This is a genomic window from Leuconostoc inhae (assembly GCF_019656015.1).
Classification (GTDB): Bacteria; Bacillota; Bacilli; order Lactobacillales; family Lactobacillaceae; genus Leuconostoc; species Leuconostoc inhae_A.
In genome coordinates this window covers 57,641-77,916 of record NZ_BPKW01000003.1, presented here as the reverse complement: position 1 = coordinate 77,916, position 20,276 = coordinate 57,641, and the positions used below count along the sequence as shown (strand labels likewise).

The window sequence follows — 20,276 nt, the reverse complement described above, 5'->3', positions numbered from 1 at the left end:
CACGCGTATTGTCGCTGCTGTTAGTAACACAAATTCATATTACTAGTCCCAGCTATACGTCAATTTACGCTCTCCTCATCATAATTTTCAAAGAAAATATCATCGTGCATATCGCCTAAGTCTGGATCAATATCTGGTCGTGGTGATTGTAAAACTTCTCGAACAAATTTATATTGTTTAATTTTTTCAATTTTTTGATCAATGTCAATATCATCAACATAAATCATAGCAAAACTCATCTTTTGAGAAACATAGGTCAATTGTCCAAATTTCTTTAATTGTGTGGCATGTCGATTGTTTTTTAAATAAACATACAAAGCACGACGTGGTTGTATTTCTAATGTCATTTTAAATCCTTTCTAGCAATGATATCTGCTGGGTGAATGGCGACTAATTTTTTTTGTGTCGCAGCAATATTTAACACTAAACCAATTGACGCACTAAAAACAATATAAGACGATCCACCACCAGAAATAAACGGGAAAACAACACCTGTAATTGGTAAAATACCTACTACACCACCCAAATTAACAAGTGCTTGTACAAATAACAATGTTGCAACGCCAAACAATACCAGTCGCGCATACTGACTTTTTTGCCGAATACCCAAAATTATCATGCGTCCAACCAATATTAACATTAACCCCAGTACTGATGCTGTTGTTATCGCCCCTAGCTCCTCTGTCATGACTGCCATAATAAAATCAGTGTTTGATTCTGGTAAATATGGCTTAATAAGTGAATTACCTAAACCAACACCAAATATACCACCATGTGCAATGGCATAATAACCATAGAGTAGCTGTCGGCTAGTGTCAACAGCATTGGGATCCCATGGATTAACAAAACTCGTCAATCTTGCAAGGGCATAATGATTACTACTCGTTAAATTAAACAAATGATCAGCCAGTCGAATCAGTGTTTGCAAAAATCCAAATCCCAACCCCATTATAGCAGCCACTAAAGCGATGAAACGTCGTGATACGCCAGAGGCTAAAAATAGTGCCATTAATATGAGTATAATAATTAAACCATTACCATTATCCGGCATGAAAACAACTAACGCAAGGCCTGTCAATGGTAAAAACCAGACACTCAGTTGACTTACTGGTTGTAACTTTAATTTGACATGATTTTGCCATGGTTGTCGAGCAAAAAAATTCGCAAAATAAAGAATCATCGCTAATTTCAAAAATTCAGCTGGCTGTAAAGTAATGAGTCCTAAATTAATCCAACCATGGGCCCCATTGACAGGTGGCATAACAAATCTAGCAACAAACAGCGCCACAATAACAGCCCATTGCATGTTACGCATCCACATTTGGTTTTGTAACTTTTTAAGATTCAAATGATACAAAAAAAATGCACCGATTAATCCTATCACAACAAAAATGGCTTGCTTAATAAAATTACTCAGGGCTGCTGTTGTTCCCTGAGTTGCTGAAAAAACCATCACAATGCCTAACATACTAAGAATTGCAAATGGTACAGCTATCCAATAATCTAATTTTCGTAATTTTTTAAACATGCAAAATTAATCACCTAAAATTGTTTTTAAAGTCGATTCGTCTAGATTTTTCGCAATCGCAATAACAAAATCTTTTGCTGCTTCAAAGTCTGCAATTGACCAAATCGTTTGATGTGTGTGAATATAGCGTGATGCCACTCCTAATGCTACTGAAGGTATGCCCGTTCGTTCACTTTGGGCTGCTGCTGCATCAGTACCGCCTTTTGATACAAAATACTGGTACGGAATATGATTATCCTCTGCAGTTGATAATAAAAATTCTTTTAACCGCACTGGTAATACAACGGTAGGATCAAAGACACGTAAAAGCGTGCCTTGATCTAGTACACCTTGGCGGCCCACACTCTCCGTAACATCATCGGCAGCACTGGAATCAATCGCAAAAAAAATATCCGGTTTCATTAAATTCACCGCACCATGTACGCCACGAACACCTACTTCTTCTTGAACATCAGCACCCATAATTAACGTGTTAGGCGTTTGAACATTCTTTAAAGCATCTAATGCTTCTAGAATGGTGACCACACCAAAACGATTATCCCACGCTTTTGAGATCACACGTTTTTTATTCGCAGTCATAATTGTTGCCACTTCTGGAACAACAAAATCACCTGGGAAAACACCAAATTCATGTGCTTCTGTTTCATTCATGAAACCACCATCAAATAAAATATCATCTACTGTTGGTAGTGTGTTTTGACTGCCACGGCCACGTAATAAATGGGGCGAAACTGAACTTGATACAACTGGATAAGCACCATTTTTCGTAAATAGTGTAAACCGTTGCGATGAAATCACAGTTGGATTCCAACCACCAATAGCAGCTACTTTCAACGCACCATTAGGCAGCACACTGGTTACAATGAAACCTACCTCATCCATATGCGCCGCAAACATGACACGTGGTGCCTGTGGATCGTTATTATTTTTGATTCCAAACACACCGCCTAAACCATCTTGTTTAATATCATCAACCAATGGCAGTAATTCGTCACGAAAAGCTTTGCGAATGATTTGTTCTTGTCCCGACGTGCCTTGTAATTCTGTATATTTTTGGACTCTTGCCCATGTTTTAGCGTTCAAAAGCATTCTCCTTTTTGCCAAAAAGCGTTAGTTTGACTCTAAATATTGGCGTTCACTCATATGAAATTGATCATCGAACGTATAACTGATTGGCTCACCATTACCAATTTCCAAACCATCAATGTCATTGTCACCAATTTTTTCTAAATACTTTATTAATGCGCGCAAGGTACTCCCATGGGCAACAATCAATTGATTATGACCAGCGCGCAATTCAGGCGCCACAACTTCTAGCCAGTAAGGAAGCATACGTTGACTTGCCATTTTTAAACTCTCACCAAGTGGTTCAATATGATTAGGATAGCGTCGGTCTGATAGCGATTTTTCTAATAGTGGCGGTACCTCCGTATAGCTCCGACGCCATAAAGCAACCGCTTCAACACCATATTTTGTTCGTGCCATATCTTTGTTTAAACCACGTAGTGCACCATAATGACGTTCATTTAATCGCCATGTTTTACTAATTGGCAACCAAGACTGGTTCATTTCAAGCAAAATAATATTAGCTGTTGTAATAGCACGCTGTAAATAAGACGTATGCACCATATCAAAAAGTAACTGCCTTTGTGCTAAAATCGCACCGACGCTTTTGGCTTGTTGCCGACCTTTTAAAGTTAAAGGTGCATCGGTCCAACCAGTAAATTCATTATCTCGATTGGCTGTCGATTCACCATGTCGAACCAACACAAGTTGTGCAACCATAAGTTAACTTCCTTAAATCAATGTTATTTCTATTATAACATTAAAAATTAAATAAATTGTGAGTGACATGCTCCAAAAAAAGTAACTGAATTTGTTTAACCGCTTTATTATGTCAAAATATAGTAATTTTAGTGCAACAGTTATTCACTTTTTAGGTACAAAAAAATAATTATCAATAAAAGACGAACGCTCTTATATTATTGTTCGTTTTTAAACCGCTTTCATGATTTTTTTAGGTTGAATAATCTATGATTTGATAATATAAAAGGCATTTTTATGTTTTAATTCATCTTTTATACTGCTAAACTTAAATAGAACGTCTAACGTTACTATATTTTTGGGAGGCAATCATGTCTGCGATTGCAAATTATTTTAAACTCGACGAATTGAATACGTCAATTCGTACTGAATTCATTGCTGGCTTAACAACTTTCACGTCAATGGCGTACATTTTGTTCGTTAACCCTTCTGTCTTAGGTGCTGCTGGAATGGATAAAGGTGCTGTCTTTACTGCAACAGCTATTGCCTCAGCTGTTGCTACACTATTCATGGGAATTGTTGCTTTATATCCAATTGCCATTGCTCCAGGTTTAGGTGTCAACGCATTTTTTGCCTATTCTGTCGTTATTGGTATGGGTGTCTCATGGGAAACAGCCATGGCAGGCGTTTTCGTCGCTGCGATTATCTTTTTGATCCTAACATTTTTTAAGATTCGTGAAAAAATTATTAACATTATTCCACAAAACTTAAAGTTAGCCATTGCAGCGGGTATTGGGCTATTTATTGCTTTTATTGGCCTACATGATGCTGGCTTAATTGTTGCTAATAAAGACACCATGGTGTCTTTGGGTAATTTAACAACCCCCACGTCACTTTTGTCAATTTTTGGCATTATTCTGACTTTTATTCTATTAACACGTAAGACACCAGCCGCTATTTTTATCGGCATGGTTGCCACATCAATTGTTGGTATTATATTTGGCTTAATTAAATTGCCTGCTACAATTATTTCACCAGTTCCCTCACTAGCCCCAACATTTGGTGTTAGCGTGATGCATATTGGCGATATAAACTCTTTGCAAATGATTACAGTTGTTATTACATTTTTGTTAGTCACATTTTTTGACACAGCAGGTACAATGATTGGCTTAGCTACCCAAGCTGGATTTATGAAAAATAATGAAATGCCCCGTGCTGGACGGGCTTTAATGGCTGATGCCGTGGGCATGACAGTTGGCGCTGTAATTGGTACCTCTCCAACCTCTGCTTATGTTGAATCATCATCAGGCATCGCAGTAGGCGGCCGTTCTGGATTAACTAGTGTCTTTACTGGACTATTCTTCTTGTTAGCCTTATTCTTTTCACCTTTACTAAGTGTCGTAACGTCACAAGTTACTGCACCCGCACTGGTTGTTGTCGGTGTTTTGATGGCTAAAAGCTTACGTCAAATTGAATGGGAAGACTTAGCAATTGCCGCACCTGCATTCTTGATTATTATTGGTATGCCACTTACTTACTCAATTTCAGATGGCATCGCTTTAGGGTTCATTTTATACCCTATCACAATGATTGCAACGGGTCGTGGTAAAAAAGTGCATCCATTAATGTATGCACTAGCTATACTATTCGTTCTATTCTTAGTCATTGTCGCACATTAAAATTAAATAAAAAATATCAAACAAAAAGCTATTCACTAGATGAATAGCTTTTTGTGTGATATTTTTATTACGTATACATCATTAGTATGGCAATTTTAATGCTTGTTTTCGAAGATCTCGCGCATTAGCTAAAGCAGTTTCGGTAATATTATCGCCAGATAACATCATAGCAATTGCGCGTTCACGTCCATCTTCATCAAGTGCTTTCACCTGGGTCACTGTACGATCCATTTCAGTTGTTTTAGCAATTAAAAAGTGATGTGTTGCTGCTGCTGCAACTTGTGGTAAGTGTGTAATAGCAAGCACCTGTGAATCAGCTGCAATCGTCAACATTTTCTTAGCGATTGCTTGTGCAACGCGACCAGAAACACCAGTATCTGCCTCATCAAATACAATTGATATAATGTGCTGTTGCTTTGTAAAAGCTGTTTTAATGGCTAACATCAATCGCGCTGTTTCACCACCAGAGGCAATTTTAACAAGCGGCGCCATGCCTTCACCCACATTAGTTTGCACATGAAACTCAACTTTATCTGTACCAGAAGAAACAAAACCTTCAATTTGTTCAAAATGTACTGCAAACTCTGCCCCACTCATCAAAAGCTCATTCAATTGTTGATTGACAGCTTGTTCCAAGTCGCGTGCGACTTTTTGTCGCACTTCACGTAATTTAATTGCTTGCTTACGCAAGACCTGTCTTAAATCATTTTGCGTCATTTGTAACTTTTCAACATCTAACTCATCATTGTCCATCATAGATAATTCTTTATCAACGTGATCTTTAAACAATAAAACATCAGCAACTGTGGTCCCATATTTACGTTCTAATGAGTGAATTAATTGGAGTCGCTCGTCTATTCTTAGTAATTCTGCTTCATCGTAGGTTAAATCACTCATCTGTTCATCAACATCACGACTTACTTCCTGCGCTGTATAATAACTATCTGCTATCGTTCGGGCTAGCTCAGCATAATTGTCATCATACTCAGCAATTTCTTGTAACGCTTGCATTGCTTCTGCCAAAAGATCGACGGCTCCGCCCTGGTCACCATTAAGCGCCATTTGTGCGTTTTGTAAACGATCCGCAATCTTTTTGTAGTTTAATAATTTACCCCGTGTATCAAGCAAATCATTTTCTTCATTTGGTTGTAAATTTGCATCTTCCAGTTCCTGTTGCTGAAATTGTAATAAATCTAGCCGCTGTGTAATCTCTTGCTGAGAGGTCTGAATTCTTCGAATACGTTGTGTAATTGTCCTAAATTCATGAAAGATTTGCTGATAGTCAGATTTTGTGGCCAATAATTGTGCATCACCATAAGCATCCAACAAAGGCAAATGCTCTTCGGGGTTTAATAGTTGCTGCGTATCATTTTGTCCTTGAATATCAACGAGATATCTACCAATAATTGATAGGGTTTTTAAATTAACTACTACACTATTAATGCGTATCAGGCTACGCCCATTGTGCTTAAGTTCTCGATAAATAATCAATTCACCATCATCAATATCAATACCATTTTCAGTTAATTTATCAATTAAAATTTTATTTTTAGGTACACTAAAAACAGCTTGCAGGATTGCTTTTTGACTGCCATGACGTATCATTTCTGAATTAGCACGTCCGCCCGTAAGCATTAAAAGTGCATCAATAATAATAGACTTTCCAGCACCTGTTTCACCTGTTAAAACAGTCATACCACTATCAAACTGTAACGCAACTTTTTCGATAATGGCAAAGTTTTCAATGATAAGATTTTCTAGCATAGTTATGGTGTGCTTTTATGCACATTTTCTTTCGTTTATTTTTCCAATAATTTCTGAATTGTATTAGTCATCTGAGATGCAACCACACCATCTTTTAATAATACGAGCACAGAGCCGTCATCACTTAAAGTACCAAAAATTTCTGGGAATTTCACCTGTTCAAACAAATTAGCAATGAGTTGCCCATTACCTGGTTGTACTTTTAATATAATTTGTCCACGTTGTGCACGTTGACTAAGAAATGACTGCTGCAAAGCGCGTCGTAAACGCTGAAGATAAGGTCTATCATCTTGTTTTGGCAAATGATAATGAAATCCACCTTGTGAATTAGGAATTTTGATAAGCCCTAGTTCATTAATATCTCGCGATATTGTTGCTTGCGTGACTGTTTCGCCTAATGTTTCAAAATGTGCCACAATGTCTTCTTGGCGGCCCACTTGTTGTTGCTGAATTAATGCTAACAGTACTTTTTGACGCGTTTTTTTATTCATTGGCTTGGCTTTCTGTATGATTTAGTTGTGCATACGTCTGCGCTAAGAGCTGATCAATATTGATATTATCAGCCATACTTGGTGAATCGTCACGTATTAAAACAGCAAGAAATTCGATATTCCCCTGCCCACCTTTAATGGGAGAATAGGTCAACGCGCTAATAGTAAAACCATCTTGTAACATTAATTGGGTAGTTTTTTGAAGCACCTGTTTATGAACTGCTGGTTCTTTAATAATACCGTTTTTACCAACATTTTCACGTCCCGCTTCAAATTGAGGTTTAATTAAAGCAACAACGTGCCCCCCCATACTAATAATGTTTGCCAATGGTGGCAATATCAGACCTAATGAAATGAAAGACACATCAATTGTTGCAAAATTTGGTTGTCCAAACTTAAAATCATTTAATTTTGAATAACGAAAATTTGTATTTTCCATCACTTTAACACGATCATCTGATCTTAGTTTCCAAACAAGCTGGTTTGTCCCAACATCTAATGCATAAACTAACTTGGCACCATTTTGCAAAGCAACATCCGTAAAACCACCTGTAGAAGAACCAATATCTAATACAATTTTATCTTTCACTGTAATGTCAAAGTCATTTAACGCTTTTTCCAGCTTCAACCCACCACGTGACACATACTTCAGTTTTTCACCTTTAAAATGTAATTCGGTTGTCACTGGTATTTTTTGACCTGCTTTATCCAGTCTTTCTTCATTTTTACCCAGAATTTCTCCTGCCATGACTGCTCTTTTTGCTTGTTCTCGTGAATCAAATAAGCCTTGCTGAACAAGCAAAATATCAACACGTTCTTTGTCTATGGCACTCATATATTATCTCCAATTAAGTTCAAAAAATCATCCAACAGCGCGCGATCAAATGTCAAATTCTGTGTTGCAAGGTCAGTCAATGTTTTTCGTGCATGAGTAAGGTATTCATCACGTTTCTTGCTAGCTGCATTAATGCCAATCAAATGCGGTAATGACGTAATATTTTCTACATCATCTTGGTCAAAATCATCCAAATCATCTTGAATTTGAAACGCCATACCAAAATCAATACCAAATGTTAGTAGTGCCAAATTAGTTTGAGTTGCCGCTAATTCAGCCGCCTCTGTCACAGCATTCAAATGGGATAGTCGTGAACCAGCTGCCGCCGCAAAGCCTAATAATGCTGCTGTTTTAGGCGCATACACATCATTTAATAACCAATTGACATCAATTTCTTTGTTTTGACGATGGTTTTTCATATCCTCAACTTGACCAAGAACCATGCCAAAAGCACCTGCTTGAAAAGATAACATCTGTGATAATAATAATAATTCTTCTGCAGCAATGGCTCCATTTTCTGTAGTGACACTATTAGCACTGCTTATGACATGAAAAGCGCCTGTGAGTAGTGCATCGCCTACCAAAATGGCTTCTGCCTCACCATATTGTGCATGTACACTGGGCTTTCCCCGGCGAAGTAGGTCGTTATCCATCGCTGGCAAATCATCATGCACCAATGAATAGGCATGCACCCATTCCACTGCCGTTGCCACTTTCAACATATTTGGCGTTATTTTTTGACCAAAACTTGCTATTACCGCTAAGGTTAACATTGGTCGTAGACGTTTGCCACCATTCAAAACAGCGTATGCCATCATTTCAGAAAAGTCGCTATCACGTGAAGCGTTTTCTAAATCTTGTTTTAATTGTTGTTCAATTTTTGGTATCCATTCTGATTGAAAAGCTGTTAATTTAGTCATTTGTTTGTTCCAAATCAGTTAATTCATTGTTATCATCCATTACTTTTGCTAACGTTTGTTCTGCATTTTTTAAAGTACCTTGCAACTCTTTTACTAAGCCAACGCCACTTTGAAAGTCAACCAAGGCACTTTCTAATGGCCTATCACCTTTTTCAAGTTGACTCACAATTTCTTCTAGTTGTTGTAGCTTTTCTTCAAAAGTCATTGTTTCACTCATTTTTCAAATCACTCGTTTCTATAATTTTAGCTTTTGCCATACCATCTGAAAACCGCAAGTCGATATGATCGTTTTTCTGAATGTTACTAATTGTACGCACCACCTGTGCATTTTTTTCAATGAGAACATAACCACGATTTAATATTTTCAGTGGGCTCACTAAATCTAATTTTGCTGCCATAAGTTGCACTTGTTCTCTAGGCTGTCTTAACACTGCTTGCCTGACTTGTAACTGCCTTTGTACAAGAACCGTCAACTGATGTTGAATTGTTTTAAGGCGCTGCTGTAAAACCTGTATTAACGTATGTGATAGTTGATCAACCCGTTGATTATATGCTGTATACAAACGATCTGGTTGTTGGAAAATAACATGCTGCGTGACGCGATCAACTCGTTGCTGACGGATATCAATCAATTGCTTCATGCGTAAATTTAATCTTATTTGTAGCTCATTTAAACGGCTAATCACTTGTTCTAATGTAATAGGCGTCGATAATTCTGCAGCAGCTGTTGGTGTAGCCGCACGTTGATCAGCAACAAAATCTACCAGAGTATTATCTGTTTCATGCCCAACAGAACTAATAATTGGTATCTTCGCTGCAGCAATCACGCGTGCTAATTTTTCATCATTAAAGGCCCATAAATCCTCAATTGAACCACCACCACGACCAACAATCAAAGTATCATAGCCGCCTGACTCATCAATACGTAAAATTTGTTTAATAATTGTCGCTGCTGCCTTTTCACCCTGCACCACTGCAGGAAAAAGAACAACCTGAGCACTTGGATATCTTCTTTGCACGGTACGTGCAATATCCTCAATGACAGCCCCTGTTGGTGACGTGACAACAGCAATTTTTTTAGGAAACGTCGACAGCTTTTTTTTAGGAAGATCAAATAGCCCCTCATGAGATAATTTATTTTTTAACTGTTCATAAGCCAAAAATAATTCACCAATACCATCTGGTGTCATTTGTTCCAATATAATTGAATAGGTACCACTTGGTTCATATATTTGAACACGACCGATGGCATTAATTTTCATACCTTCTTCTGGCTCAAATTTTAAACGGCTGGCATAAGAAAACATTGCAGCAGAAATAACAGCGCCACCATTTGGATCTTTCATTGAAAAATACAAATGTCGCCCACGACGGCGTCCCATATTAGAGATTTCGCCTGTCAGATAAACTTTTTCCAAATAAGGATCGGCATCGAATTTACGTTTTAAATAGCTCGTTAACGCGCTAATTGTCAAATATTTTTTGGTTTCAGACATAGTTAAATTATACCATTTTTATGCATATATACAAAAAAGCATAGCGTACTATGCTTAATCGAGAATTGTTGTCGAAAATGTTTTATCGTTTGCATTACGAATGAGTATTGCTTGTAATTCATTAGCGGTCTGTACCACAATACGGACAGGCACATTATTAGGCAAAAATTTTAAAGCCGACTGAGACACATAAGTTGTGAAACTATCAATTTCTGTTTGACTATAAAATTGTGTCGTAACAGTCACGTTAAGCCCGGATAACGTGCCTTTTTTAAAGTTTGCTACTGCAGTGGCGCCAGCAATATTTGGGAAGAAATTTGATACATCATTTTTAAAATTGGCAAAGCCATTATTTTCATCATTACCTAGGCTGGATGTATCAGTTGCTTCTTTTGGTAGCACAATTGATTTATCACTAATATCCGTCCATTCAGATAAGTCAGTACCTTGTGCGCTTTTTACTTCAGCATAAAAGCCACCAGGGGCCAACGAATCAGATGCTGAATTAGCATACATTGCAACGACAACTGGTGTATTTTTTGATACACCTGATTGGCTACGAATTTTTTTAATGATTTGCGGTGCGACTTTTTTACCATATGCTACTCTATCAGCTTCAGAAATTTCTTGTTTATAGGTTGTTCCGTATTGCTCTTTTTGATATTCATCTTGTGTATTCATCGCAATACCAACAACTATGCCAGACAATTTTAAATTATTGCCTGATTTGGTCATGAAATCTTGTTCTGTCAAAGTTTGAACATATATAGGATTACGCGAGGAGTCAGTTTTACCATTATCTTCTGGGTTTAATCCGTTTGAATTGCTACTACTTTTCCGACTGAGTAAATCGTTCACGGTATCTGATGATAAATACTGTCCTTCCTGAAAAATATATTGACTAGGCTTAAATTGCGTTTTTGATAAATCCAATAGACTTGATTCAAAATGTTTAACATCTAAACTGTTTGGCTCAGAGGTTGCGGTAATTCCTCGTGCAGCACTTACCAAATAACGACCATCTTTAATGACAGTTTGATATTGGCCAGAGGCTCTTTGTGTGATTTGAACACCATTTGCTTTATTTGTTGCTGTAGGTGCGACACGATTTATATTAAAAAAATACAGTCCGCCAATGGCAAGAGCCACAATTACTATTACAATAACCATATACCCGCGAAAACCTATACGTCTCATTTATCAATTTCCTCTTTTACTTGCGCACTAATGAACTCTTGTTCTGTCCATGTTGGCACACCTAGTTCATTTGCTTTTCGCAATTTACTACCTGCAGCTTCACCTGCGATAAGTAAATCAGTCTTTGCTGATACAGATCCTGAAACACTTGCCCCATGATCTTGTAGCCATTTTGTAACTATAGAACGACTATTTTTTTCAAGTTTACCTGTTAAAACAATTTTTTTGTGATAGAAAAATGAATTTTCATCAATTTCAACATCAGACAAATATCTTTGATTAACGCCAGCATCTGTTAATTCTTTTAGCAATTGTTTTGATTCCGGCATATCAAAATATTGCACAATTGATCGTGCAATTCTGTCTCCAATACCATCAATATTGGCAATGTCTTCTGTCGTTGCCATTGCAATTGCCTGCAGATTTTTAAATTTTCCAGCAATAACACGCGCGGCTTTAGCACCAACCATTCGTATACCTAAGCCAAATAACAGCCGCTCAAGTGAATTGTCTTTTGAACGTGCAATTGATGTCAATAAATTAGTCACCGCTTTTTCTTTGAACTTATCCAATGAAAACAATTGTTCTGATGTCAAACGATAAATAGCAGCAACATCCTTAATATAACCTGCCTTTAGTAACTGTCCAATAACTCTTGGCCCCATTCCCTCAATGTTCATTGCGTTACGTGAAGCAAAATGTGTCAATCCTTCTTGTATTTGTGCCGAACAAAACGGATTAATGCATCTGAGAGCAACTTCGCCTTCAATATGCACTAATTCTGACTGGCAAGCAGGACAAAAAAGTGGTATTTCGTAGGCTTTGCTGTCAACTGATCTTTTAGATAAAATAACTTGACCAATTTCTGGAATGATATCCCCAGCTTTATGCAATGTCACTGTATCTTCTAGTCTAACACCTTTTTCATTAAGATAGTCTGGATTATGTAAACTTGCTCGTTGTACCGTAGTACCCGCAAGTTGAACAGGGTCCATGACAGCTGTTGGTGTCACTGCGCCAGTTCTGCCAACTGTCCATTCAATAGCACGCACAACTGTTAGTGCCTCTTCTGGCGGAAATTTATAGGCAATAGCCCAACGCGGAATTTTAACCGTATTACCTAAATCGAGTTGATCATCTAACTGATTGACCTTAACAACAACACCGTCAATACCATAGGCTAAACTATCACGTGCCGCAGTATATTCATTTATATAATTAGCAATATCCGCCATTTTAGTAATCACGCGGTTGTGTTTATCCGTGGGCAGCCCTAACGCCGAAAATCGTTCCAAAGCGTCACTTTGTGTTGTACTTCCTAAAACATCTGGTTCAGCGGTATAGTAAACAAAAGCAGATAAATTACGTTGCTTCATGATTTTGGCATTTAATTGTCGTAATGATCCAGCAGCAGCATTACGCGGATTAGCAAAAGGTGCTAATCCGTCTAATTCTCTTTGTTTATTTAAATTCGAAAAACTGGATTTTGGCATATAAATTTCACCACGAACCTCAATCGTAATTGGTTCATTTAACACCTGTGGAATGGCCTTAATCATTTTCACATTTGCTGTTACATCTTCTCCAATTGTACCATTACCACGAGTAGATGCTTGCACAAGCTTACCCGACACATATGTTAATGCGACTGCCAAACCATCAATTTTTAATTCCAGGTTGTAATTTGATTGGAAACCTAGCGATTTAGTGGTCCGCAAATCCCATTCGTCAAGCTCTTCCAAGCTAAAAACATCACCTAATGATAGCATTGGTGCTGGATGTACGACCTTGTCTAAACCAGACTTAGTCATCGCACCACCAACATTTTGTGTCGGCGAATCAGGATTTATAAACTGCGTAAATACAGTTTCTAATGCCACTAATCGAGCATACATCGCATCATATATATAATCTTCTACTAGCGGCGCATCTTGCTCATAATAGGCTACCCCATATTGCCTCAAATCGTCTTGTAACTTGATTATTTCTTGTTGTGCCTCTTCTGTCGATAAGTTTTCAATTGGTCTTAATTCTGGTAGCATATTTTTTCCTAATCTAGCTTGATTCATTTGGTACAAATTACTTGCTTTTAATCCGTTTTTGTAATTGGTGCAAAGGCCGCCAACAATTGTTTAATCCCTTCAGATGGAAAGGCTACTTTCAATTCCTGATCATTTGTACTACCAGTTACTGACACAACTGTCCCTGTTCCCCACTTTTTGTGTGACACTTTATCACCGACCAACCAAACAACACTATCACCACCGGTAGTGCCACTGACCTGTTTTGTCACTGGTGTTGACTGATACGTTGTTGCTGTTGCCATTTGTCTTTTCCGATCAAATGGCATGACACGATTATTGCCAATGTGTGGTTCTGACTGTTTTGACTCAAGTAATTCTGGTGAAATTTCATCTATAAAACGGGATGCTTCATTAACCTGTGTTCGCCCATAAAGTAACCGTGAAAAAGCATTAGTCATGAACAATTTTTTCATTGCTCTGGTAATACCAACATACGCTAAACGCCTTTCTTCTTCAAGAAGATCTTCATCCATTAATGATCGTGAAAGTGGAAAAATCCCCTCTTCCAAGCCTATCAAAAATACAACCGGAAATTCCAAACCTTTAGCCGCATGCAGTGTCATTAAGGTGACAGATCCGTCGCCTTCTTCAAAATTATCTAGATCACTCATTAAAGCAGTTGATCCTAGAAAATCAGTCATTGGATCGACTGATTCAGGATCTTCCGGATTATATTTGGCATCAAATTCTTTTGTAACAGACAAAAACTCTTCCAAATTTTCTAATCTTGCCTGACTATCTGGATCATTTTTTTCAGCCAACATTTGACGATAGCCAGATTTTGTCATAGCCATTTCAGCAAGTTCTGTCACATTTAAAAATTCTGACTGCTGACGCAAATCATGCATCATCTCTGCAAATGTTAAAAATTTAGTAGCTGCTCGCGTTGAAATTTCTGGCGCAAGCTCAATACTGTCAATTGCTGTCATGTAAGAAACATTTAAACGATTAGCTAATTCTCTTAAGCGTATTAACGAAGTCGCACCTATGCCACGTTTAGGTTCATTCACTACACGTTCAAATGCTGCATTATTGTCAGGATTTGTAATTAAATTCATATACGACATAATGTCTAAGATTTCTTTACGTTCGTAGAACTTATGACCACCAACCATCGTATATGGCATATTCGCTTTAACTAGGGATTCTTCAACACTACGAGACTGTGCATTCGTACGGTATAAAACGGCAAAATCACTATACGCCATCTTGTTTTCGGTCCGCATTTTCTGAATGTTTGATAAGATGAAATTCGCTTCATCATGCTCTGTCTGTGCACGATAATAGGTTATTTTATCGCCTTTACCATTTTGTGTCCATAATTCTTTAGGGACACGCTCATTGTTATGATTAATTACGGCATTTGCAGCATCCAAAATATTTTGTGTTGAACGATAATTTTGTTCTAGCATGACAGTATGTGCCGTTGGGTAGTCTTTTTCAAAATTCAAAATATTATTCATGTTAGCACCACGCCAACCATAAATAGACTGATCAGCGTCACCAACCACGGCTAAATTTTGCGAACGTTGTGCCAACAGATTAACAATTGTATATTGCGCATCATTGGTATCTTGATATTCATCAACATGTAAATATTCAAATTGTTTTTGGTAGCGTTCAAGCACTTCAGGTGAAGATTGAAATAAATCAATCGTCAACATAATTAAATCATCAAAATCAACACTCTGTGAGCGTTTAAGCTCGGCTTGATATGACGTATAAACCTCTGCAACTGTTTCTTGAAATGCATTGTCTGCTTGTTTTGCGTAATCATGTGGACGTAACATGTCATTTTTAGCGTTTGAAATCATACCCAAAATAGTACGAGAATCATATTGATCGGTATTCAGATTCAAATCACTAATCACACGTTTCATTAATGTGCGTTGCGCACTCGTGTCTATAATCGTGAAATTACGCGCCAAGCCAATGCTTTCTCCGTCACGTCTCAAAATACGTACAGCTAGTGCATGAAACGTTGATACCCATATATCGCGTGCAACATCTTCTGACAATAACGAACTAATTCGTTCTCGCATCTCTTTTGCTGCTTTATTAGTAAATGTAATGGCTAATATACGCCATGGAAAGACATTTAAATCTTGCACTAAATGCGCAATACGATGCGTCAAAACGCGAGTTTTACCTGAACCCGCACCTGCCATAATCAAAAGAGGTCCTTGTGTGATCTGGACTGCTTCGGCCTGTTTATCGTTCATTCCGCTAATAAGTTCTTCTACTGACATGTGCGCTCCTAAAGTGTAAATTAACTTCTATATATTATACCAGATTTTATAGCGAACATCAGTTCGCTATGACAAAAATAAAAAACGAGATACCTCTCGTTTACTTTTGTGGTATGTCAAAACGCGATAAGTGCCACTCTTGAATAATTGCAATTAATTTTTTTGCATACATCGGATCAGTTGCATAACCATCTTGGGTTAATGCCTGAGCTGCTGACTTATAATCGCGTGCTTGTAAAACATGCTCATATTGCTCAGTATTCCAACTCGTCCCATGATATAGTAATTTTGCATGCGCTTTCATGCTCGCTTGCCATGTATCATAAGCTGCAAAACGGCCTTGAATTGTTATCCACTGACCATTTTCAAATTCTTGTGTTGGTAAAACAACACTTTTTTGATTCGCATCAGCCTTAATGCCGTATAAATTATTATATTGTGTTGACAACGTTGACGTATGCCAATCCGATTCTAAAATAGCTTGTGCAATACTGATTGAAGCAATGACACCATACTCTTCTTGCATTTGTCTTGCATATGGTGCCAACTGATTAATCCAATCAGTTTTTTGTTGGCGCACTGCATCTTGATTGGGCGTTTCTTGTTTATCATAAATAAGTGTTTGCGACCAAAAAGTAGCGCCAATTGCTATGATTAAAATACTACTTACCCATAACCATAAATTTAATTTTAATAGTCTTTTTTTTGTACGTTTTTTTCTTTTTTTTGCCATTATTTAATGCCATCCATTGTCAATAATTGTTGAAAGTGAACTGACGTTTGACGTAAGTTTTTAGGTGTATCCGCTAATACAAAACGGCCATTTTCTAAAAAATAGGCCTTATCAACATAGTCAATACCTGTTAAATGATGCGTCACCCAAATAATTGTTCGATCTTGTAATACTTCAAAAATTTGTGTTAACACATCATATTCAGTTTTCGGATCCAAACTAACAGTTGGTTCGTCCAAAATAACAATGGGTGCATCTTGTAACAAGATACGAGCTAAAGCAAAACGTTGCTGTTCGCCTCCTGAAAACCTAGCGCCAGCCTCCTGCATTTGTGTTTCATAGCCATTTGGTAAACTGTCAATTAGCGGCTGTAAACCAGTTTGTTTAATCGCCAATTTCACCTGATCATCTGTCGCTTTTATATTACCCATTCTCACATTATTTAAAATTGTTGTGTTAAATAAATACGATTGTTGATCTAAAACCGCCACGAGTTTTGATAATTGATGTTGTAATTGATTAATCGGCTGGTTACCAATCGTGATAGTCCCAGAAAGTGGTGCAATATCTGCAGCTATCAGTTTTAAGAGTGTTGTCTTCCCAGAACCAGATCGCCCTAATAATGCTATTTTTTCACCCGGATGTACTATTAAATCTACTGCATCAATAATTTTTTTATTATCATATTTAAAGATTACATGATTTAAAGCCACTGTTGTATCAGTTAATTTCTCAGCTTTAATCTGACTTGTTTCAGGAACCGGCAAAGCATTCAAGCGTTCAATGCTATCCTCATAAAACGAAGCCTCACTAACACCTTGGTTGACGCCAATAAAATCATCAATAAGGGGAAAGATTGCCAATGTAAAGGCAGCAATGAAATTAACTGCCATGTGATTACTTTTAAATTGCAAACCTACACCTATCAAGGTCGTAATTACCAAAATTAAAGCCAACATTTGAAGCGCAAAATCACGCCACCAACCAAATGTCATCCCAGCATTTTTTGTTTTCGCTAAATTAGCCATGATATGACCTTGTTGCGTCACTAAATCCTTTTGGCGACCTGATAGTACCCAATCTTGTAAACCCAATACAGCATCAGTTGCGTCAGTATATAATTGCGACTGTAATTGCTTTTGTCTGTGCACACGTGCCCGGTTCATCAAAAAACTTATTGTCGGCACAACGATCATAATGATAGCTAGCATAAACAGCCACCATAGCATAAATAGCCAATTAACAGTGCCAACAGCTACACTAACAAATAAATAGACCAATAACCCTGTAGCTAGAGGAAATAGTGTTCTTAAATACAAATTTTGTAACTGATCTAAATCATCTGCCAACAAACTTAAAACTTCGCCTGTTTGTAATCGCCCACGAATACTGCTTGCTGTACTAGCAACACTTTCGTAGAGACGTTGACGAGACTTTGAAACAAAGCGCAATACCCAATTATGTGATACTAGCCGCTGTGCATACCGAAAAATTGGCCGTGCAATACCAAAAGCACGCGTTAGCACAATAGGCACATAAATCAACAAAATATTATCAGGACGCTGGGCTGCTCGCGAAATCAGATAGCCAGAAACAAACATTAATGCACTGGCCGCTACTATTGTTAATAAATTTAGAAATATCGACCAAAAAAAACCTGATTTTTGTGTCTTCAAAAACGGTACAATCCATCGATCATTTGCTAATAGATGCTTTATCTTGTTCACTATACACTTCCTAAGTCATGACGTAATTGATTTAATTGGCTGTGCCCATCTGCTAATAATTGCTGCGGTTCACCTTGTTCTACTATTTTGCCATGCCGCATGACTAAAACATAATCCATTTGATCTAACCAATGCAGTCGATGTGTTGCAAAAAATACTAAATGTGACGATAAAATTGGCGCCATAGTCTGCTTCAGATCATATTCGGTTTCAATATCAAGATGTGCGGTTGGTTCATCAAAAAATAAAATTTTTCGCTGATCATCTAATAACATTCTTGCCAATGCTATTCTCTGTGCCTGTCCACCAGAAACCTGTCGGCCACTTTCACCGATAATACTATCCAAACCTGCTGGTAAGTCGTTGACAAGTTCAGTTAATCCAGCTTTTTGCGTAGCAATTGTTATTTGTTCATTCGTAACATTTTTCGCATAAAATGTTATATTTTCTCTCAGCGTATCATGAAAAATATAAGGATGCTGTGGCATATAAAAAAATTGTTTCTGCCAATCTACTTGGGCTAAATGCGGCATTGTTTGATTCGCCACAGTAATTTTTCCACTAGTTGGTAATAAAAAGCCACTTATAATATTAAGTAAAGTCGATTTTCCTGAACCACTTTCACCCACCACAGCAATTTTTTGGTAACCACTAACTTGGATATTAATATCTTTTAAAACGACTTGTTCATCATAAGAAAAATCAACATGTGCTAAGGTTAATTGTTCCGAATTATGCCATGTTTTTAATTGCAATTTATCCTGATTTTTAATTGTCGGTCTATCAATCATTGATAACACATCAGTTAGCGCATTTTTACCATTTAATGTGGCGTGATAATCATCAGAAAAATTTCGTAGTGGCAAAAAATATTCTGGGGCTAAAATTAATATCGTTAAAGCAGGTAAAAGTGTCAGCTTGCCATTCAATAAATCAAATCCCAAAAAAACTGCAACAACAGCAATAGAGAGGGTCGTAAAAAAATCTAAAGCAAATGTTGAAGTCATTGCAATTCGCAATGTTCGCATCGTTGTTTTGCGATAATCTTCAGAAATTTGATAAATTTCATCACTATATTGATCTGCCAATCCAAGTTGTTTTAAAGTTGGTAAGCCACGCAAGGCATCAACAAAACGATTATTTAAATTTTTAAAGTTAATAAACTCCGCGTCCGCTTTGCTTTGCGCTGCTAATCCTAAGATAATAAAAAACATAATGACTACTGGGAAAATCAATAACAAAAATAGTCCCTGCTCCCATTTAGTATACAAGATGTACATTAAAATTAACCAAGGAATAATGCTTAAATCAAATACTTTAATCAATAAGAGCTGAAAATAGTTTTTGACATTATCTAAACCAACGCCTAGGGTCGTCACCGCATTACCAGTTCCTTGATCAGCAATTATAGTCGAGCCAATCTCTGTATATTTTTCTAATAGCTTAATGCGATAATTTTCAACCGCCTTGTCAGCATAAACTGCCATATATTTATTTTTCATAACAACTAACAGCTGTCGTACAAAAAAAGCTAGCGCAAACAAAGCAATATTAATGCTCGTTTCAGATGATAAATTATTTTGCCAGAAATCAACAATCGCTCTTGCTATAAATATACCTTGCGCAAGGATCGCTAATCCTTGAACCCCAGTCATAAATACAAGCACAACAAGTGTACTTATAATACCTTTAAGTTTAAAAAGTCTTTTATCTATCATTTTACTTTATTCCTATATTTACTGCTGTTCATTTTAAAAATCCTTTTTCTATGGGGAATCTTTTTTAAAATAAAAAACGCCTACATACAAT

Annotated in this window: 17 protein-coding genes; 1 reads left to right on the top strand and 16 read right to left on the bottom strand. The window is 37.2% G+C overall.

Annotated features, from left to right (window positions below; genetic code table 11):
- Nucleotides 1-59: 59 nt before the first annotated feature.
- From K5Q14_RS02375 to K5Q14_RS02360, 4 genes are read right to left on the bottom strand one after another with little or no spacing between them, the layout of a single operon-like run.
- Nucleotides 60-347, bottom strand: a complete 288-nt coding sequence (locus K5Q14_RS02375; RefSeq protein ID WP_220734236.1) for a YlbG family protein — start codon at nucleotides 345-347, stop codon at nucleotides 60-62.
- Nucleotides 344-1,528, bottom strand: coding sequence for an FtsW/RodA/SpoVE family cell cycle protein (locus K5Q14_RS02370; RefSeq protein ID WP_220734235.1), 1,185 nt, complete (start codon nucleotides 1,526-1,528; stop codon nucleotides 344-346). Before K5Q14_RS02370 ends, K5Q14_RS02375 begins: the two co-directional genes overlap by 4 nt.
- Before the next feature lie 6 nt (nucleotides 1,529-1,534).
- A complete protein-coding gene (gene pepA, locus K5Q14_RS02365; protein ID WP_220734234.1) occupies nucleotides 1,535-2,611 on the bottom strand; it encodes a glutamyl aminopeptidase in 1,077 nt (358 codons plus the stop codon).
- Nucleotides 2,612-2,638: 27 nt separating this feature from the next.
- Nucleotides 2,639-3,313: a 2,3-bisphosphoglycerate-dependent phosphoglycerate mutase gene (locus tag K5Q14_RS02360; RefSeq protein ID WP_220734233.1), complete on the bottom strand. Its 675-nt coding sequence runs from the start codon at nucleotides 3,311-3,313 to the stop codon at nucleotides 2,639-2,641.
- 350 nt (nucleotides 3,314-3,663) lie between these two features.
- Between K5Q14_RS02360 and K5Q14_RS02355 the strand changes: the two genes are divergently transcribed.
- Nucleotides 3,664-4,971 (top strand): NCS2 family permease, encoded by a 1,308-nt coding sequence (locus K5Q14_RS02355; protein ID WP_220734232.1) that lies wholly within the window; start codon nucleotides 3,664-3,666, stop codon nucleotides 4,969-4,971.
- An 81-nt stretch (nucleotides 4,972-5,052) separates the two neighbouring features.
- Here K5Q14_RS02355 and recN read toward each other — a convergent pair whose 3' ends face one another.
- The 12 genes from recN to cydD form a co-directional block, all read right to left on the bottom strand.
- The gene (gene recN / locus K5Q14_RS02350; protein ID WP_220734231.1) at nucleotides 5,053-6,735 is read right to left on the bottom strand and encodes a DNA repair protein RecN; all 1,683 of its coding nucleotides are present in this window, start codon (nucleotides 6,733-6,735) and stop codon (nucleotides 5,053-5,055) included.
- Nucleotides 6,736-6,770: 35 nt separating this feature from the next.
- A complete protein-coding gene (locus K5Q14_RS02345; RefSeq protein ID WP_220734230.1) occupies nucleotides 6,771-7,226 on the bottom strand; it encodes an arginine repressor in 456 nt (151 codons plus the stop codon).
- A complete protein-coding gene (locus tag K5Q14_RS02340; RefSeq protein ID WP_220734229.1) occupies nucleotides 7,219-8,061 on the bottom strand; it encodes a TlyA family RNA methyltransferase in 843 nt (280 codons plus the stop codon). The genes K5Q14_RS02345 and K5Q14_RS02340 overlap by 8 nt, the downstream gene beginning before the upstream one ends.
- A complete protein-coding gene (locus K5Q14_RS02335) occupies nucleotides 8,058-8,981 on the bottom strand; it encodes a polyprenyl synthetase family protein (protein WP_220734228.1) in 924 nt (307 codons plus the stop codon). Before K5Q14_RS02335 ends, K5Q14_RS02340 begins: the two co-directional genes overlap by 4 nt.
- Nucleotides 8,974-9,198 (bottom strand): exodeoxyribonuclease VII small subunit, encoded by a 225-nt coding sequence (locus tag K5Q14_RS02330; protein WP_220734227.1) that lies wholly within the window; start codon nucleotides 9,196-9,198, stop codon nucleotides 8,974-8,976. Before K5Q14_RS02330 ends, K5Q14_RS02335 begins: the two co-directional genes overlap by 8 nt.
- Nucleotides 9,191-10,477, bottom strand: a complete 1,287-nt coding sequence (gene xseA / locus K5Q14_RS02325; RefSeq protein ID WP_220734226.1) for an exodeoxyribonuclease VII large subunit — start codon at nucleotides 10,475-10,477, stop codon at nucleotides 9,191-9,193. The genes K5Q14_RS02330 and xseA overlap by 8 nt, the downstream gene beginning before the upstream one ends.
- Nucleotides 10,478-10,531: 54 nt before the next feature.
- A complete protein-coding gene (locus K5Q14_RS02320; RefSeq protein ID WP_220734225.1) occupies nucleotides 10,532-11,674 on the bottom strand; it encodes a CamS family sex pheromone protein in 1,143 nt (380 codons plus the stop codon).
- The gene (ligA, locus tag K5Q14_RS02315) at nucleotides 11,671-13,716 is read right to left on the bottom strand and encodes an NAD-dependent DNA ligase LigA (RefSeq protein ID WP_220734224.1); all 2,046 of its coding nucleotides are present in this window, start codon (nucleotides 13,714-13,716) and stop codon (nucleotides 11,671-11,673) included. The genes K5Q14_RS02320 and ligA overlap by 4 nt, the downstream gene beginning before the upstream one ends.
- 47 nt (nucleotides 13,717-13,763) lie before the next feature.
- Nucleotides 13,764-16,007, bottom strand: coding sequence for a DNA helicase PcrA (pcrA, locus tag K5Q14_RS02310; protein ID WP_220734223.1), 2,244 nt, complete (start codon nucleotides 16,005-16,007; stop codon nucleotides 13,764-13,766).
- A gap of 100 nt (nucleotides 16,008-16,107) precedes the next feature.
- A complete protein-coding gene (locus K5Q14_RS02305; RefSeq protein ID WP_220734222.1) occupies nucleotides 16,108-16,740 on the bottom strand; it encodes a glycoside hydrolase family 73 protein in 633 nt (210 codons plus the stop codon).
- On the bottom strand, nucleotides 16,740-18,467 hold the full coding sequence (gene cydC, locus K5Q14_RS02300) for a thiol reductant ABC exporter subunit CydC (protein WP_220734221.1): 1,728 nt from the start codon (nucleotides 18,465-18,467) through the stop codon (nucleotides 16,740-16,742). Before cydC ends, K5Q14_RS02305 begins: the two co-directional genes overlap by 1 nt.
- On the bottom strand, nucleotides 18,467-20,185 hold the full coding sequence (gene cydD, locus K5Q14_RS02295; protein WP_220734220.1) for a thiol reductant ABC exporter subunit CydD: 1,719 nt from the start codon (nucleotides 20,183-20,185) through the stop codon (nucleotides 18,467-18,469). Before cydD ends, cydC begins: the two co-directional genes overlap by 1 nt.
- Nucleotides 20,186-20,276: the final 91 nt, after the last annotated feature.

Coding starts and splice junctions, on each gene's coding strand:
- pcrA (WP_220734223.1), bottom strand. CDS start 16,007: ATGTCAGTAGAAGAACTTATTAGCGGAATGAACGATAAACAGGCCGAA.
- K5Q14_RS02330 (WP_220734227.1), bottom strand. CDS start 9,198: ATGAGTGAAACAATGACTTTTGAAGAAAAGCTACAACAACTAGAAGAA.
- K5Q14_RS02370 (WP_220734235.1), bottom strand. CDS start 1,528: ATGTTTAAAAAATTACGAAAATTAGATTATTGGATAGCTGTACCATTT.
- K5Q14_RS02340 (WP_220734229.1), bottom strand. CDS start 8,061: ATGAGTGCCATAGACAAAGAACGTGTTGATATTTTGCTTGTTCAGCAA.
- K5Q14_RS02360 (WP_220734233.1), bottom strand. CDS start 3,313: ATGGTTGCACAACTTGTGTTGGTTCGACATGGTGAATCGACAGCCAAT.
- ligA (WP_220734224.1), bottom strand. CDS start 13,716: ATGCTACCAGAATTAAGACCAATTGAAAACTTATCGACAGAAGAGGCA.
- K5Q14_RS02375 (WP_220734236.1), bottom strand. CDS start 347: ATGACATTAGAAATACAACCACGTCGTGCTTTGTATGTTTATTTAAAA.
- K5Q14_RS02305 (WP_220734222.1), bottom strand. CDS start 16,740: ATGGCAAAAAAAAGAAAAAAACGTACAAAAAAAAGACTATTAAAATTA.
- cydD (WP_220734220.1), bottom strand. CDS start 20,185: ATGATAGATAAAAGACTTTTTAAACTTAAAGGTATTATAAGTACACTT.
- K5Q14_RS02345 (WP_220734230.1), bottom strand. CDS start 7,226: ATGAATAAAAAAACGCGTCAAAAAGTACTGTTAGCATTAATTCAGCAA.
- K5Q14_RS02335 (WP_220734228.1), bottom strand. CDS start 8,981: ATGACTAAATTAACAGCTTTTCAATCAGAATGGATACCAAAAATTGAA.
- K5Q14_RS02320 (WP_220734225.1), bottom strand. CDS start 11,674: ATGAGACGTATAGGTTTTCGCGGGTATATGGTTATTGTAATAGTAATT.
- xseA (WP_220734226.1), bottom strand. CDS start 10,477: ATGTCTGAAACCAAAAAATATTTGACAATTAGCGCGTTAACGAGCTAT.
- recN (WP_220734231.1), bottom strand. CDS start 6,735: ATGCTAGAAAATCTTATCATTGAAAACTTTGCCATTATCGAAAAAGTT.
- K5Q14_RS02355 (WP_220734232.1), top strand. CDS start 3,664: ATGTCTGCGATTGCAAATTATTTTAAACTCGACGAATTGAATACGTCA.